A 14,563-nucleotide genomic window follows, 5' to 3' on the forward strand; every position below is an offset into this window, starting at 1 on the left:
CCGAAAGCCGGGGCAGGCTCAATACTGCCAAGCAACCGGGGGGCAAAATGACCGAAGAAATACCACATTCCGTGGCTGAAGCGCGCGCTGATGGTCGGCTGTCGGCGCCGTCAGCCGCCCGCAACCTGGCCCCGATCCTGAAAGAGCTTGCGCGTTTTGTTCCTTCCGGTGACGTCGCGTTCGAAATCGCCTCGGGCACGGGTGAACACGCCGTCGCGTTTGCCAAGGCCTTTCCGGATACGATCTGGCAGCCAACCGATATCGACTCGAACCGGTTGATCAGCATCGACGCTTGGCGGGCCGAAGAGGGTGTGCTGAACATGCGGATGGCCCAGGCGCTTGATGCGGCGCAGCCAGATTGGCAAATCGGACCTGCGTCCCTTGCTGTGACAGTCAACCTGATGCACTTGATCCCCGCACCGAACGCACAGGCCGTCGTTCAGGGCGTCGCTCGCAATCTGTCGCCGGGTGGGCATTGGTTTTTATACGGACCTTTCAGATCCAGGGGTGCCTTTCGATCGGGCAGCGACCAAAACTTCCATGCCTCGTTGATCAAGAACGATCCGGCCGCCGGGTATAAAGACATCGAAGATATCGAACGCTGGGCCGCGCAGGCGGGCATGGAGCGCGTCGACCTGATCGAAATGCCCGCAAACAATCTGGCGCTTGTTTTGCGCAAGCGGTGACCACCCCGACAAAGACCAAGGTTTCACATTTCCTTTTTGCGGTGATGCGATAGTCTTGGCGCAGAACCAAACGGTAAGTGGCTGAGCCTTTCATGCATCTCGATGTGCAGGATCTTCGGAATTTCTATTACCGCAGCATGCTGGGCCGTGCGGCGCAAAAGGCCATTCGTGACAAATTGGTAGCCCTCTGGCCAACGGCGCAGGCCAAAGGACAGACTGTCGTCGGGTTCGGTTTTGCCGTTCCCTTGTTGCGCCCCTATCTGCCGACAGCGCGACGTGTGATGGGGTTAATGCCCGCACCGCAAGGCGTGATGCCCTGGCCGGCGGGGATGCAGAATGTCTCGGCATTGGTCGAGGATACGATGTGGCCCTTGGACACGGGTGTCGTGGACCGGCTTGTGGTGATGCACGGGCTTGAGACGTCAGAAACCCCCACATTCCTGCTGGACGAGATCTATCGGGTGCTGGGTCCGGGTGGGCGGGCGTTAATCATAACCCCGAACCGGGCAGGGCTGTGGGCCCGGTCGGATGCAACGCCCTTCGGCTATGGCCGCCCCTATTCCCTGAGCCAGCTTGAGGGGCAACTGAAAGAGCATGGCTTTCGCGTCGAACGCCACCTGTCGGCGCTATATCAGCCCCCGTCCTCGAAACGGTTCTGGCTGAAGACCGGAAATTTTTGGGAGCGGGCGGGACTGCAACTGCCGGTCATCCTTGCCGGGGGTGTTTTGATGGTCGAAGTGTCCAAGCAAATCCCGGCCCCAAAACGCCCCGGTCTGGCGCAGGCGGTGCGGCGCCCCTTGAAGGTGCTGGAGGGGTTGGGAGTGCCTGAACCAAGCACGCACCTGCCCAACCCCTGACGAACCGCGTGGCAATGCCCGGCAAAAAGAATCAGCCCATTCACACTGGAATGCAGCTCGGTCGGGCGCGACGGGCTGGTTGCAGGGCGTGAAACCAAGAATTAGAACAGCGACGGTATGCATTTGTATTCAGAAATGCTTCACCGATTCCTGACCGCCCAGACGGTATTTTTTCCCTAGGGTGAAGGGTTCTGGCGGAAATGATCGAGCGTCCTTGCAAAAAAGGCAGGCAGATGTTGGCGATAAACCCATGCAAGCCTGTTGCGAGGGCCGCATATCCCTGCTACATGCTTCGTCGATTTAGATGATACGCGCGCAATCGCGGCATCTGTAGGCCGCCCCGATTTGCCGACAGGCAAATCACGATGGGGCTAAAGACATCGGAAGGGTGGACGTGTCCGAACCAGTCTCGATCTCAACTGGCATTGCCCAACGTTATGCCACTGCCATCTTTGACCTGGCCAAAGACGGCAAGAACCTGAAAGCAGTCGAGGCGGATGTCACCGCGCTTGATGCTGCTCTCGCCGAAAGCGAAGACCTTCGCAGCCTGATCAGTTCGCCGGTTTACAGCCGCGATGAACAGGGTGACGCGGTTGCCGCAATCGCCAAGAAAATGAAACTTTCGCCAATGGTCGCGAACGCGTTGGGGCTGATGGCCCAGAAACGGCGCTTGTTCGTGTTGCCGCAGCTTGTCAGCGCTTTGAACGCGCTGATCGCTGAAGACAAGGGCGAGGTGACCGCCAAGGTGACTGCCGCCAAGTCGATGACCAAGGCGCAACAAGACAAACTTGCCAAGGCCCTGAAGGCTTCCATCGGCAAGGATGTGAATATCAACCTGGCTGTCGATGAAACGCTCATCGGTGGTCTTGTCGTCCAAGTGGGCTCGCGCATGATCGACACGTCGATCCAGGCAAAGCTCAATGCACTTCAGAATTCCATGAAAGAGGTCGGATAATGGGTATCCAAGCAGCAGAAATTTCTGCGATCCTGAAGGACCAGATCAAGAACTTCGGTCAAGACGCCGAAGTGGCCGAAGTTGGCCGTGTGTTGTCAGTGGGGGATGGTATCGCCCGCGTCTACGGTCTTGATAAGGTCCAGGCTGGTGAAATGGTCGAATTCCCCGGTGGTATCCGCGGAATGGCCCTGAACCTTGAAGCCGACAACGTTGGCGTTGTTATCTTCGGGTCGGACCGCGACATTAAAGAAGGCGACACCGTCAAGCGCACGAACTCGATCGTGGACGTGCCAATCGGTGACGAGCTTCTGGGTCGCGTTGTTGACGGTCTGGGCAACCCGATCGACGGCAAAGGTCCGCTGAACGCGAAGAAACGCGGCGTGGCCGACGTGAAAGCGCCGGGCATCATCCCGCGTAAATCGGTTCACGAACCGATGGCAACCGGTCTGAAATCGGTCGACGCGATGATCCCGATTGGCCGAGGCCAGCGTGAGCTTATCATTGGCGACCGCCAAACAGGTAAAACCGCCGTGGCACTGGACGCCATTCTGAACCAGAAGTCGTATAACGACGCTGCTGGCGACGACGAGGGCAAAAAGCTCTACTGCGTTTATGTTGCTATCGGTCAGAAACGATCAACCGTTGCTCAGCTGGTGAAGAAGCTGGAAGAAAGCGGCGCGATTGAGTATTCGATCGTTGTGGCGGCGACCGCCTCCGATCCTGCGCCCATGCAGTTCCTGGCACCTTACGCAGCGACCGCTATGGCCGAGCATTTCCGCGACAACGGCCGTCACGCCCTGATCATCTATGATGACCTGTCGAAACAGGCTGTGTCTTATCGTCAGATGTCGCTGCTTCTGCGCCGCCCGCCGGGCCGTGAAGCTTATCCGGGTGACGTTTTCTATCTTCACTCGCGCCTGTTGGAGCGTTCGGCCAAGCTGAACGAAGATTACGGTTCCGGTTCCTTGACCGCACTGCCCGTGATCGAAACCCAAGGTGGCGACGTGTCCGCGTTTATTCCGACCAACGTGATCTCGATCACCGACGGTCAGATCTTCCTGGAAACCGAGCTGTTCTATCAGGGTATCCGCCCGGCTGTGAACACCGGTCTGTCGGTGTCGCGTGTTGGCTCGTCGGCGCAAACCAAGGCCATGTCCTCGGTCGCTGGTCCGGTGAAACTGTCGCTGGCTCAGTATCGCGAGATGGCAGCGTTTGCGCAGTTCGGGTCCGACCTTGATGCGGCAACGCAGCAGCTTCTGAACCGCGGTGCACGTCTGACTGAGCTGATGAAGCAGGCGCAGTATTCGCCGCTGACCAACGCGGAAATCGTGTGTGTCATCTACGCGGGCACCAACGGCTATCTTGACAAGATCGCGGTCAGCGAAGTGGGGCGTTTCGAAGCTGGTCTTCTGAACCACCTGCGTCAGAAGCATGCCGACCTGCTTGACGACATCACCAACAATGACCGCAAGGTCAAAGGTGAGCTTGAGGACAAAGTCAAAGCTGCGCTGGACGCCTTCGCCGCTGACTTCGCTTAAGGGGGGCGTTGAACGATGCCCAACCTTAAGGACCTCAAAAATCGGATCGAGAGTGTCAAGAACACTCGGAAGATCACGAAGGCCATGCAGATGGTGGCCGCCGCTAAACTGCGGCGGGCACAAGAAGCGGCCGAGGCTGGTCGCCCTTACGCAGAACGGTTCAACGCCGTTCTGGGTGGGTTGGCTGCTGCTTCGGGTGGGGGTGACAGTGCACCCAAACTGCTTGCCGGCTCGGGTGCCGATCAAGTCCACCTGTTGGTGGTCATGACGGCTGAACGCGGGCTTTGCGGCGGCTTCAACTCGTCGATCGTGAAAATGGCGCGTGCGAAGGCCGAACAGTTGCTGGCCAACGGCAAGACGGTGAAGATCCTGACCGTCGGCAAGAAGGGCCGTGAACAGCTGAAGCGTGAATACGGCGACCAGATGGTCGCCCATGTGGATCTGTCGGGCGTGCGTAATGTCGGCTATGACAACGCTCAATCCATCGCCATCGACCTGATCCATCGCTTCAACGAAGGCGAGTTCGATGTCGCGACGATCTTCTACAACACGTTCGAAAGCGTGATCACGCAGGTCCCGACCGCGAAACAGGTCATTCCGGCCAGTTTTGATGCCCCGGAAGAAGGTGCAAGCGCGTCGACGATCTATGACTATGAGCCGTCGGAAGAAGGTATTCTGGAAACGCTGCTGCCCTCGGGTGTGGCCACTCAGATCTTCTCGGCGCTCTTGGAAAATGCTGCGTCTGAGCAAGGTGCGCGGATGGCCGCAATGGACAACGCAACCCGCAACGCTGGCGACATGATCGAGAAACTGACCATTCAGTATAACCGCTCGCGTCAGGCTGTGATCACCAACGAGCTTATCGAAATTATTTCGGGCGCCGAGGCGCTCTAAGAAACCGGAGAAACAACAATGGCTAACGCTAAAGGTAAGATCACGCAGGTGATTGGCGCCGTTGTGGACGTTCAGTTCGGGGATGACCTTCCGGCCATTCTGAACGCCCTGACCACGGACAACAACGGCAACAAACTTGTTTTGGAAGTGGCACAGCACTTGGGTGAAAACACCGTGCGCTGTATTGCTATGGACGCATCCGAAGGTCTGGTGCGTGGTCAAGAGGTGACTGACACCGGCGCGCCGATCTCGGTGCCTGTCGGCAACGCCACCCTGGGCCGCATCCTGAACGTCATCGGCGAACCCGTTGACGAAAAAGGCCCTGTGAAGTCGAAAGACAGCCGCCCGATCCACGGCGATGCCCCTGCGTTTGACGAACAGTCGACGGAAACCGAAATTCTGACCACCGGCATCAAGGTCATCGACCTGCTGGCCCCCTACACCAAGGGTGGTAAAATTGGTCTGTTCGGCGGTGCCGGCGTTGGTAAGACCGTTCTGATCATGGAATTGATCAACAACATCGCGAAAGTGCACTCGGGTGTGTCCGTGTTCGCGGGTGTTGGCGAACGGACCCGTGAAGGCAACGACCTGTATCACGAGATGATTGAATCGGGCGTTATCGTTCCCGACGATCTGGAAAAATCGAAAATTGCGCTGGTTTACGGCCAGATGAACGAGCCTCCCGGAGCACGTATGCGTGTGGCCCTGTCGGGTCTGACGCTGGCGGAACAGTTCCGCGATGACACGGGTTCGGACGTTCTGTTCTTCGTCGACAACATCTTCCGCTTTACCCAGGCTGGTTCGGAAGTTTCGGCTCTCTTGGGTCGTATTCCTTCGGCGGTTGGCTACCAGCCCACGCTGGCCACTGACATGGGTGCGATGCAGGAACGTATTTCGTCGACCAAATCGGGGTCCATCACATCGGTTCAGGCCGTGTATGTTCCAGCAGATGACTTGACCGACCCTGCGCCTGCAACGTCGTTTGCCCACCTTGACGCAACGACGGTTCTGGATCGTGCGATCTCGGAAAAAGGCATCTATCCGGCTGTGGACCCGCTTGGTTCGACCTCGCGTCTGCTTGACCCGTTGATCATCGGTGAAGAGCACTACAAAGTTGCCACCGACGTTCAGCAGGTGCTTCAGCGCTACAAGTCGCTGCAGGACATTATCGCCATTCTCGGCATGGACGAACTGTCGGAAGAAGACAAACTGACCGTTGCCCGTGCCCGGAAAATCGAGCGCTTCCTGTCGCAGCCTTTCGACGTTGCAAAAGTGTTCACCGGCTCTGACGGTGTTCAGGTTCCGCTGGAAGACACGATTGCGTCGTTCAAAGCCGTTGTGGCCGGCGAATACGATCACCTGCCCGAAGGCGCCTTCTACATGGTTGGTGGCATCGACGAAGTGATCGCGAAAGCCGAAAAAATGGCGGCAGACGCCGCTTAAGGAGGCCCTCTAATGGCTGATACGATGCAATTCGATCTGGTGTCGCCCGAACGAAGACTCGCTTCGCTTCAGGCGACGGCGATCCAACTACCGGGTGTCGATGGCGACATGACGGCGATGCCGAACCACGCACCGACGATCACGACGTTGCGCCCCGGTATCGTTCGCGTCGAAGCGCCCGAAGGCAATGCCGAGTATGCCGTGACAGGTGGTTTCGCTGAAATCACCGCGACCGGCACCTCGGTTCTGGCTGAACGTGCCTTGCCGGTTGCGGAAGTGACACAGGAAGTGCTGGACAGTTTCGTTTCCGATGCAGCTGCCGCATCTCAGAATGCAACGGCTGCAAACTTGGACGAACTGGCCAAGCGCACGGTCGATATCGCTGCCATGGCAAGCGATCTGGGTCTGTCGGTTAAGCCCGCCTAACGAAGCCCATGCCAAAGCTTTGCGAAAGCCCTGCCTGACCGGCGGGGCTTTTTGCATTTGCGCAAAGGGCTTATTCACGGCACTGATGGCCGTATGAGTTCAAAGACCCAAACCTCCAACCCTGCGGCTCTCTGGTTCATTCTGGCCACGATCCTTCTGGATGCTGTGGGCATTGGGATCGTATTTCCGATCATGCCTGACCTGATGCTGCGTGTCGGGGCGAGCAGCACGGCCGATGGGGCGTTCTGGGGTGGGATCCTGATGGCATCTTATGCGGCCATGCAGTTTCTGTTCGCGCCGATCATCGGTGGCATTTCAGACAGCTTGGGGCGGCGGCCGGTATTGCTATTGGCGCTGGTGACGCTGACCATTGATTATGTCGTCATGGCCCTGGCGACAACGTTCTGGTGGTTGCTTGTGGGGCGTATCCTGGCGGGGATTGCGGGGGCCACATACATCACCGCGACCGCCTATCTGGCCGACATCTCGAAGCCCGAAGACCGAGCGGCCAATTTCGGTCTGATCGGGGCGACCTTCGGGATCGGGTTTGTGATGGGCCCCGCAATAGGTGGCTTTGTTGCAAGCTTTCACCTGACCGCACCGTTCTGGCTGGCGGCGGCGTTTGCCGGGGCGAACGTGGTATTGGGGATATTTGTGCTGCCCGAAAGCCTTGCGCCAGAAAAGCGCCGCGCGTTTCGGCGCCGTGATCTTAACCCGTTTGGATCGATCCTTGATGCGTTCAGGTTGCCCGGCTTGGGCCTGCCGCTGGCCCTGATCTTTGTGTTTGAGTTTGCCAATATGGTTTACCCGACACTCTGGGCGTTCTGGACGCGCGAGGTGTTCGGCTGGGGCACAGCGCTGATCGGTCTGACGCTTGCGGCCTATGGCATCGCGGTTGCGTTTACGCAGGGAGTCATCATGCGACTGCTGATCCCGCGTCTGGGCGAATTTCGCACGCTCATCTTTTCAGTCACCTGTGCGACCGTTGCCCTGATTGTCTTTGGGTTCACAACAAGCGTTTGGGTAATGTTTGCCGTCATTCTCATTGCCGCATTGGCAGATATGGCCCCGCCGACGATGACGGCCATCATGGCCAACATGGTGTCTGAAGACCGACAGGGCCTTCTGCAAGGTGTAATTGCAAGTCTGGGGTCTGTTTCAGCAGTGATCGCGCCCATGGTTATGACGTGGATATTTCAGGGCTTCGCGGGGGCGGACGCATCGATCTATCTGCCCGGCGCACCGTTCTTGTTTTCTGCGGTGCTTATATTGCTGATTTTCCCTTTCTTTTTGCGGCTCAAGCGCTAGGCATGGGTTGCCTTAAGGTTGTGTTTCAGGTTTGTTTACCTGACGTGAGTTAAAGTATTGGGAAATCGCAGTATGCGAAGGGTCAAAAGTCATACAGTCGGGATCGATCGCGGCAGTCAGGTGCTGTTTTCTGATTTTGAACATGACGGAGAGATGTGGACAGGCCAAGGACCGCGTAAGCTGGTCACCGCAGTTCGCTTCTCAGAAGCATTCGTGACGCCTCCGGTCGTTCATGTCAGCGTGTCCATGTGGGACCTCGACAAGCGAACCAACGCCCGCGCGGATATTGCAGCCCAGAACACAACGCCGACAGGGTTCGAAATTGTCTTTCGTACCTGGGGCGATACGCGGGTGGCGCGACTGAGGGTGGACTGGATGGCGATCGGTGAAGTGCGAAGCGACGACGATTGGGATGTCTGAATCCAGAGGTTGGATCAGAGATCGGCTCGAAAGGCCCTTTCTACGTCCGCTCGCTTGCCCTTTTTACCAATACATACCTTCGTAAAGCGGCCCCAGCGTGTCATGGTCGAACAGCGACGAAACCGAGGTGCCACCCCAAATGTTCAGGATTGCCTGTGCAAACATCGGTGCGGTCGGAACGATGCGTATGTTGGGCGCTTTTTTCACTGCATCGGTCGGCTGGATCGAATCGGTGATCACCAGCGATTTCATGACAGATTTCGAAACACGCTCGACCGCCGGGCCGGACATGACGCCGTGGGTGATATAGGCGTGAACTTCTTGCGCGCCGTTCTCCATCAGCACTTCGGCGGCCTTGCACAGCGTTCCGGCCGTGTCGCAGATGTCGTCGATGATGATACAGCGTTTGCCCTCGACATTCCCGATCACGGTCATCTCGGCGATCTCGCCGGGCTTTTCGCGGCGTTTGTCCACGATGGCCAGAGGCGCGTTGATGCGTTTGGCCAATTCGCGGGCACGGGCCACGCCGCCGACGTCGGGTGAAATGACCATCACCTCGTCCATGCAGTCCTTGAAATGATGCTTCAGGTCCAGCGCGAAGATCGGGCTGGCATAAAGGTTGTCCACCGGGATGTCGAAGAAGCCTTGGATCTGGGCCGCGTGCAGGTCCATGGTCAAAACCCGTTCGATCCCCGAACCCGCAATCATGTTGGCCACCAGTTTGGCGGAAATCGGTGTGCGCGCTTTGGTGCGGCGGTCCTGACGGGCATAGCCGAAATAGGGGATCACGGCGGTGACGCGCGAAGCTGACGACCGGCGCAGCGTGTCTGAGATGATCAGAAGCTCCATCAGGTTGTCGTTGGCGGGGTTCGATGTCGGCTGGATGATGAACATATCCTCGCCGCGCACATTTTCATAAACCTCGACGAAAATCTCGCCGTCGTTGAAGCGTTCCACCCGCGCATCCACCAATCCGACAGAGGATCCGCGATGCATCGACATACGTTTGGCAACGGCTTCGGCAAGGGGCCGGTTGGCATTGCCCGAAATGAGTTTCGGTTCGGTGATGGATGGCATGGCAGCGGTCCCCGGGCTGGTCTGAATGACAGAATCGTGACGTTGACACCCCTTACCATCGGGATAGATTCCTTGAAACAGCATTGGCGCAACAGGGACCGGAAAAATGAAGCAGATCGACTATTATTTCACAGTGTTGTCGCCATGGGCCTATTTGGCCGGATCGCGGCTGGAAGATATTGCATCGCGCCATGGCGCACAGATTACGTATAAACCGCTGGATATCGGGCAGCTGTTCGGACGGACCGGTGGGACACCGCCAAAAGACCGCCACCCGTCGCGGATGGAATACCGGATGCAGGAACTCAAGCGCTGGTCCAAGGCGTTGGATATGCCGATGAACCACATCCCGGCCCATTGGCCCACCAATGGTGCGCCAGCCTCCTATGCGATCATCGCGGCGCAGTCGGCAGGTGGCGGCGATATGGGCGCGTTGGTTCATGGGATCATGCGCGCCTGTTGGGCGGGCGAAAAGGATATTGCTGAGGATGCGGTGATCAAATCCTGCCTTTCAGATGCGGGCTTTGATCCCAGTCTTGCCGATAGCGGCTTGCTGGCCGGGGCCGAAGCCTATGGCCGCAATCTTGAAGACGCTGTCGCCGCCGGTGTCTTTGGCTCACCCTTCTATATCTGCGACGATGGTGAGAGGTTCTGGGGACAAGACCGGCTGGACGCGTTGGACACCCATCTGAGTGCTAAGTCCTGATGAACATAGATCCTTTGGCAGGCCATCCGACCTATTGGCACCGGGCAGGGCAGGGCGCGCGCGCCGCACTCATGGTGCATTGCTCGCTGGCACATTCCGGCGCGTGGCGCGGGCTGGAAAAACGCCTGTCAGACCAATTCACGATGCTTGCCTTTGACCTGCCGGGACACGGGCGCAGTGCCGATTGGGACGGAGCGGGGGACTTTCAGGACGCCAGCGTTCAGATCGCCGAGGCACTGCTAGATCGCGAGACCCCTGGACCTGTCGATTTGATCGGCCATAGTTACGGCGGCACGATTGCCCTGCGTCTGGCCCAACGCGCGCCGGAACGCGTGCGCAGCCTGACGATGTTCGAGCCGGTTTTGTTCGCCGCCGCCCGCGACCACCCGGCCTATGCCGAGAATGCGGCCTATATGAACGGGCCTTTCGCTGACGCCATGCGCTCGGGTGACCGGATGGAGGCTGCACGCCTGTTCAACGTTATGTGGGGGCGTGACGCCGCGTGGCAGGCTTTGCCTCAGGCCCTGCGTGAAGATATGGCGCGGCGTATTCATCTGATCTCCGCCGGGAATCCGGTGACGCATGATGATATCCACGGTCAGATTGCCCCCGGCGCGCTGGAGCGTGTCGAGCTGCCGGTGTTGCTGATGGAAGGTGCGCGCTCGCCAGCCTTGGTGGGGGCGGTCCACGATGTGCTTGAGGCGCGTCTGCCTAACGTCCAGCGCCATGTGATTGAGGGCGCAGGACATATGGCACCCATCACCCATCCCGCCGAGGTCGGCGATGCTATTTTGGCGTTTCTGCGCCAGACAGTGCCAACCAGACCTTAGCCGCGCACAAGGTCGACAAACCTGTCAATGTTGTCCTCGGTCATCGACCAGTCGGCCACCATGCGGGCGGTCAACACCTCGTCCGGGTCATCTCCATCAAGGTTATCGTCCCAGACATAGTAGGCGGCCCCGGCCTCATGCAGGCGGCGGTGACCGGCCCGCGACCAACCCGCGAAACTGATATTCGCGTCGGGTTCGTGCAGAAAACTGACGCCCTCAATTTGCTTTAGCCCCCGCGCCAGCCGGGTATTGGCGGCGTTTGAACGCCGTGCAAGGTCCAGCCACAGGTCGTCGGTCAGATAGGCCAGCATCTGCGCCGACAGATACCGGTGTTTGGAAAACAGATGCGCCCCACGCTTGCGACGAAGCTCGAATTCCCAGGCGTGTTTGGGATCAAAGAAGATCACCGCCTCGACGCCCATGCAGCCGTTCTTGGTGCCACCGAAACTGACCACATCAATGCCTGCTTTCCACGTCATTTCGGCGGGTGTGCAACCGAGCGCAACCAAGGCATTGGCAAAACGTGCACCATCCAAATGGGCGGGCAAATCAAACTGCTTTGCGACGTCACAAAGCGCGTTCAGTTCGGCCACCGAATAAACCGTCCCGCGTTCGGTCACATTGGTGATCGACACGGGGCCGCGCTGTGGGCCGTGCACGCCACGGCTTTCTTCGGCCTCGATGGCTGCACGCAAGCTGGCGGGGGTCATCTTGGCGTGATCGGCGGGGACAAGGGTCAGCTTTGTCCCACCCGTGTAAAACTCCGGCGCGTTGCATTCGTCTTGGTGGATGTGAGCCTCTGGCGTGCAGAAAATCGTCTGCCAAGGCTGCGACAGGGTCGCCAGCGCGATGGAGTTTGCGGCTGTGCCGGTGGCCACCAGATAAACGACGGCGTCGGGCGCTTCAAAGATGTCACGGATCCGCGCACGCACTTCGTCCATCAGGGCATCGGCACCGTAAGGCATCGCATAGCCTTCGTTCGCGCGCGCCAAAGCCTCCATCACCTTCGGGTGGGCCGGGCCGCTATTGTCAGAGGCAAAAAACATCAGTGAGGTTCCTCTATCAGGTGGTCTTCCCATTCGTCTTCGGGAACTTCAAATTCGGGCACGGTCCACCCCATCACGCTGCGCCCGGCTGTGTGGACGCTGTCTGGGTCACCCGACACCAAAGGGTGCCAGTCTTCCAGCGGCTTGCCTTCGTGGCGCAGGCGATAGGCGCAAGACGCGGGCATGAAATACGCGGTTTCGCCGATGTTTTCCGGGCTCAGAACGATACATTCCGGCACGAATTGAAGGCGAATGTCGTATTGCGAGCAGCGGCAGGTGTCGCCGTCAAGCAGTCGGCAGGAGACGCGGGTGAACACGATCTCGCCGGTTTCTTCGTCCTCAAGCTTGTTCAGACAGCATTTGCCGCAACCATCGCACAGCGCCTCCCATTCCGGGGGCGTCAGGCTGTCGAGTGGCAGCTCCCAGAATTTTTTGCGCAGAGGACCACCCATCAATCAGCCATGAAATCGGCGGCGATCCGAAGCTCGCGCAGAGGGCGCACGCGCTGAATGGCCTGCTGATAAAGCGGGTGGGATTTATAGGCCGCCAACTGCGCCTCGTCGTCAAATTCGCCGTAGACAATGAAGTCAGGTGACGGGCCAGGAATGGGGTCATTGGCGAGGTTCGACCCGATTTCCAGATGGCGGCAATCGGGGATGCCTTTTAACAATTCCAACCCTTCGCGGATCGTCTCGCGGTTTTCAGGGCGTTTGGATGTGAAAAATACGATATGGCGGATCATTTTGGACCTTTACAAGTTCGCCAGGATATCTCGGGCACGGGCGCAGTCGGCATCCATCTGCGCGATCAGTGCATCGACGTTGTCGAAGACCTCTTCGGGGCGCAGATAGTCGATCAAAGCGACCGAAATATCTTCGCCATAGATATCGCCTTTGAAGTCGAAAATGAAGCTTTCGAGATTTGGCAAGTTTTCCCCGAACATCGGACGTGTGCCAATCGAGGCCGCGCCGCCGTAGCTACCTTTGTGTATGCCGGTCAGAATGTCGATTTGCACCGCATAGACGCCGAACTTTGGCGGGTGCAGCCCGGCAATTGACATGTTGGCCGTTGGATAGCCCAGATCGCGCCCGCGCTGGTCGCCGCGAATGACCTCTCCGTCCATGCGGTGCCAATGGCCCAGCATCCGGGCCGCGTCGCGCGGTCGGCCTTCGGACAATGCGTCACGGATCGCGGTCGAGCTGACTTCGCCAACATCGTCAGACATCAAGGGGGCGACGGTAACACCAAATCCCAACTGATCGCCCAACGCGACCATGTCACCTGACGTGCCGGCGCGACCTTTGCCGAAATGGAAATCCTCGCCGATGACGACATGGCTCAGGCCCAACCCGTCGACAATCACACGACTGGCAAAGTCCTGCGGCGACAGGCTGGACAGTGTGTCGTTGAAGCTGAGTTCATACAGGCGTTCGATCCCCAGTTTTTCCAACCGGTGCGCGCGGGTTTCTGCGCTCATCAGCCGAAAGGGGCTGGATTTGGGGGCGAAGTATTGGCGCGGGTGGGGCTCGAAGGTCATGACCCCCAAAGGCACGGCCTGATCCGCCGCCTGCGCGCGTGCAATGTCGATCACGTATTGATGGCCCAAATGCACGCCATCAAAGTTGCCAATCGCGGCAGAGGCGCCGCGGTCCGCTTTCTCGACAAACTGATAGTCCCGAATAATCCGCATATGGTGGCATTAGCGCTCGCAGCGAACAGGTGCAAGCCCACCGGCGCTGGGTGGTCAGTTTTCCGGCTTTGGACAGGTCAGTCGAATTTGGCCGATGGGGCCAGGACCTTGGCTTCGCCTTTCAGAACCGGCTTGCCGTCGACAAGGCATTCGGTCTTCAGCGTGACGCGCCGTTTGGCGTGATCAATGTCCATCACGGTCACTTCGGCGCGCACCGTGTCGCCGGGGCGCACAGGCGCCAGAAAGGTTAGGCTTTGGCCCATATAGATGGTGCCGTGACCCGGAAGCTGTTCACCGATCACGGCCGAGATTAGCCCCGCCGTCAGCATCCCGTGGGCAATCCGCCCTTCAAAGATCGTGTCATTGGCGTAGTCATCATCCAGATGAACCGGGTTCCGGTCGGTCGAAATCTCGGCGAACATCTCGATATCCCGGTCTGTCACCTCTTTGGTCACATGGCGTGACATGCCGATTTCCAGCTCTTCAATACAGATCGTGCCGCGCGGGAAATTGTCCAACATCTGAATCCTCCGAGTTATAAAAAGACCAATAGCCTTCTGGATTGGCAATAATATTACTTTGCAGTCGCAGAAAATCAAGGAGAAATGTGATCTGGAATGAACGAGGCGGTCAGTCTGGATTTATGCAGCACAGTCAACGTGCCGACCGTGCGCCACTCCCAGCAGT

17 protein-coding genes are annotated in these 14,563 nt (G+C 58.6%); 11 read left to right on the forward strand and 6 right to left on the reverse strand.

The window, feature by feature from the left end:
* Positions 1-47 precede the first annotated feature (47 nt).
* The 9 genes from ACXYMP_RS04805 to ACXYMP_RS04845 all read left to right on the forward strand — a co-directional run bounded on the left by ACXYMP_RS04805 (position 48) and on the right by ACXYMP_RS04845 (position 8,527).
* Positions 48-686 (forward strand): DUF938 domain-containing protein, encoded by a 639-nt coding sequence (locus ACXYMP_RS04805; RefSeq protein WP_298568065.1) that lies wholly within the window; start codon positions 48-50, stop codon positions 684-686.
* Positions 687-778: 92 nt separating this feature from the next.
* On the forward strand, positions 779-1,543 hold the full coding sequence (locus tag ACXYMP_RS04810; RefSeq protein ID WP_298568062.1) for a methyltransferase domain-containing protein: 765 nt from the start codon (positions 779-781) through the stop codon (positions 1,541-1,543).
* Between the two features lie 394 nt (positions 1,544-1,937).
* Entirely contained in the window at positions 1,938-2,498 is a 561-nt protein-coding gene (locus ACXYMP_RS04815) for a F0F1 ATP synthase subunit delta (RefSeq protein WP_298568059.1), read from the forward strand.
* Entirely contained in the window at positions 2,498-4,036 is a 1,539-nt protein-coding gene (atpA, locus tag ACXYMP_RS04820) for a F0F1 ATP synthase subunit alpha (protein ID WP_298568056.1), read from the forward strand. The genes ACXYMP_RS04815 and atpA overlap by 1 nt, the downstream gene beginning before the upstream one ends.
* Positions 4,037-4,051: 15 nt before the next feature.
* A complete protein-coding gene (locus ACXYMP_RS04825; RefSeq protein WP_298568054.1) occupies positions 4,052-4,930 on the forward strand; it encodes a F0F1 ATP synthase subunit gamma in 879 nt (292 codons plus the stop codon).
* Between the two features lie 18 nt (positions 4,931-4,948).
* Positions 4,949-6,373 carry a F0F1 ATP synthase subunit beta gene (gene atpD, locus ACXYMP_RS04830; protein WP_247037074.1) on the forward strand — a complete coding sequence of 475 codons (1,425 nt, stop codon included), beginning with the start codon at positions 4,949-4,951 and terminating at the stop codon, positions 6,371-6,373.
* A 12-nt stretch (positions 6,374-6,385) separates the two neighbouring features.
* Positions 6,386-6,799: a F0F1 ATP synthase subunit epsilon gene (locus tag ACXYMP_RS04835; RefSeq protein ID WP_298568048.1), complete on the forward strand. Its 414-nt coding sequence runs from the start codon at positions 6,386-6,388 to the stop codon at positions 6,797-6,799.
* A gap of 93 nt (positions 6,800-6,892) precedes the next feature.
* On the forward strand, positions 6,893-8,107 hold the full coding sequence (locus ACXYMP_RS04840) for a TCR/Tet family MFS transporter (RefSeq protein WP_298568045.1): 1,215 nt from the start codon (positions 6,893-6,895) through the stop codon (positions 8,105-8,107).
* A 72-nt stretch (positions 8,108-8,179) separates the two neighbouring features.
* On the forward strand, positions 8,180-8,527 hold the full coding sequence (locus ACXYMP_RS04845; protein WP_458904667.1) for an H-type lectin domain-containing protein: 348 nt from the start codon (positions 8,180-8,182) through the stop codon (positions 8,525-8,527).
* A 63-nt stretch (positions 8,528-8,590) separates the two neighbouring features.
* Here ACXYMP_RS04845 and ACXYMP_RS04850 read toward each other — a convergent pair whose 3' ends face one another.
* Positions 8,591-9,604 carry a ribose-phosphate pyrophosphokinase gene (locus ACXYMP_RS04850; RefSeq protein ID WP_458904669.1) on the reverse strand — a complete coding sequence of 338 codons (1,014 nt, stop codon included), beginning with the start codon at positions 9,602-9,604 and terminating at the stop codon, positions 8,591-8,593.
* 106 nt (positions 9,605-9,710) lie between these two features.
* Between ACXYMP_RS04850 and ACXYMP_RS04855 the strand changes: the two genes are divergently transcribed.
* On the forward strand, positions 9,711-10,310 hold the full coding sequence (locus tag ACXYMP_RS04855) for a 2-hydroxychromene-2-carboxylate isomerase (RefSeq protein WP_298568036.1): 600 nt from the start codon (positions 9,711-9,713) through the stop codon (positions 10,308-10,310).
* Positions 10,310-11,140: an alpha/beta fold hydrolase gene (locus ACXYMP_RS04860; protein ID WP_458904671.1), complete on the forward strand. Its 831-nt coding sequence runs from the start codon at positions 10,310-10,312 to the stop codon at positions 11,138-11,140. Before ACXYMP_RS04855 ends, ACXYMP_RS04860 begins: the two co-directional genes overlap by 1 nt.
* On the opposite strand, the gene ACXYMP_RS04865 is transcribed toward ACXYMP_RS04860, so the two are convergent.
* The 5 genes from ACXYMP_RS04865 to ACXYMP_RS04885 form a co-directional block, all read right to left on the reverse strand.
* Entirely contained in the window at positions 11,137-12,186 is a 1,050-nt protein-coding gene (locus tag ACXYMP_RS04865) for a threonine aldolase family protein (protein ID WP_458904673.1), read from the reverse strand. The two genes, ACXYMP_RS04860 and ACXYMP_RS04865, sit on opposite strands and share 4 nt — an antisense overlap.
* Positions 12,186-12,638, reverse strand: coding sequence for a YcgN family cysteine cluster protein (locus ACXYMP_RS04870; RefSeq protein WP_458904675.1), 453 nt, complete (start codon positions 12,636-12,638; stop codon positions 12,186-12,188). Before ACXYMP_RS04870 ends, ACXYMP_RS04865 begins: the two co-directional genes overlap by 1 nt.
* A complete protein-coding gene (locus tag ACXYMP_RS04875) occupies positions 12,638-12,928 on the reverse strand; it encodes a Dabb family protein (RefSeq protein ID WP_298568026.1) in 291 nt (96 codons plus the stop codon). Before ACXYMP_RS04875 ends, ACXYMP_RS04870 begins: the two co-directional genes overlap by 1 nt.
* A 9-nt stretch (positions 12,929-12,937) precedes the next feature.
* A complete protein-coding gene (locus ACXYMP_RS04880; RefSeq protein ID WP_298568023.1) occupies positions 12,938-13,876 on the reverse strand; it encodes a bifunctional riboflavin kinase/FAD synthetase in 939 nt (312 codons plus the stop codon).
* Positions 13,877-13,953: 77 nt separating this feature from the next.
* A complete protein-coding gene (locus tag ACXYMP_RS04885; RefSeq protein ID WP_298568020.1) occupies positions 13,954-14,397 on the reverse strand; it encodes a MaoC family dehydratase in 444 nt (147 codons plus the stop codon).
* Positions 14,398-14,563: the final 166 nt, after the last annotated feature.

This window comes from Aliiroseovarius sp. CAU 1755, assembly GCF_054482655.1.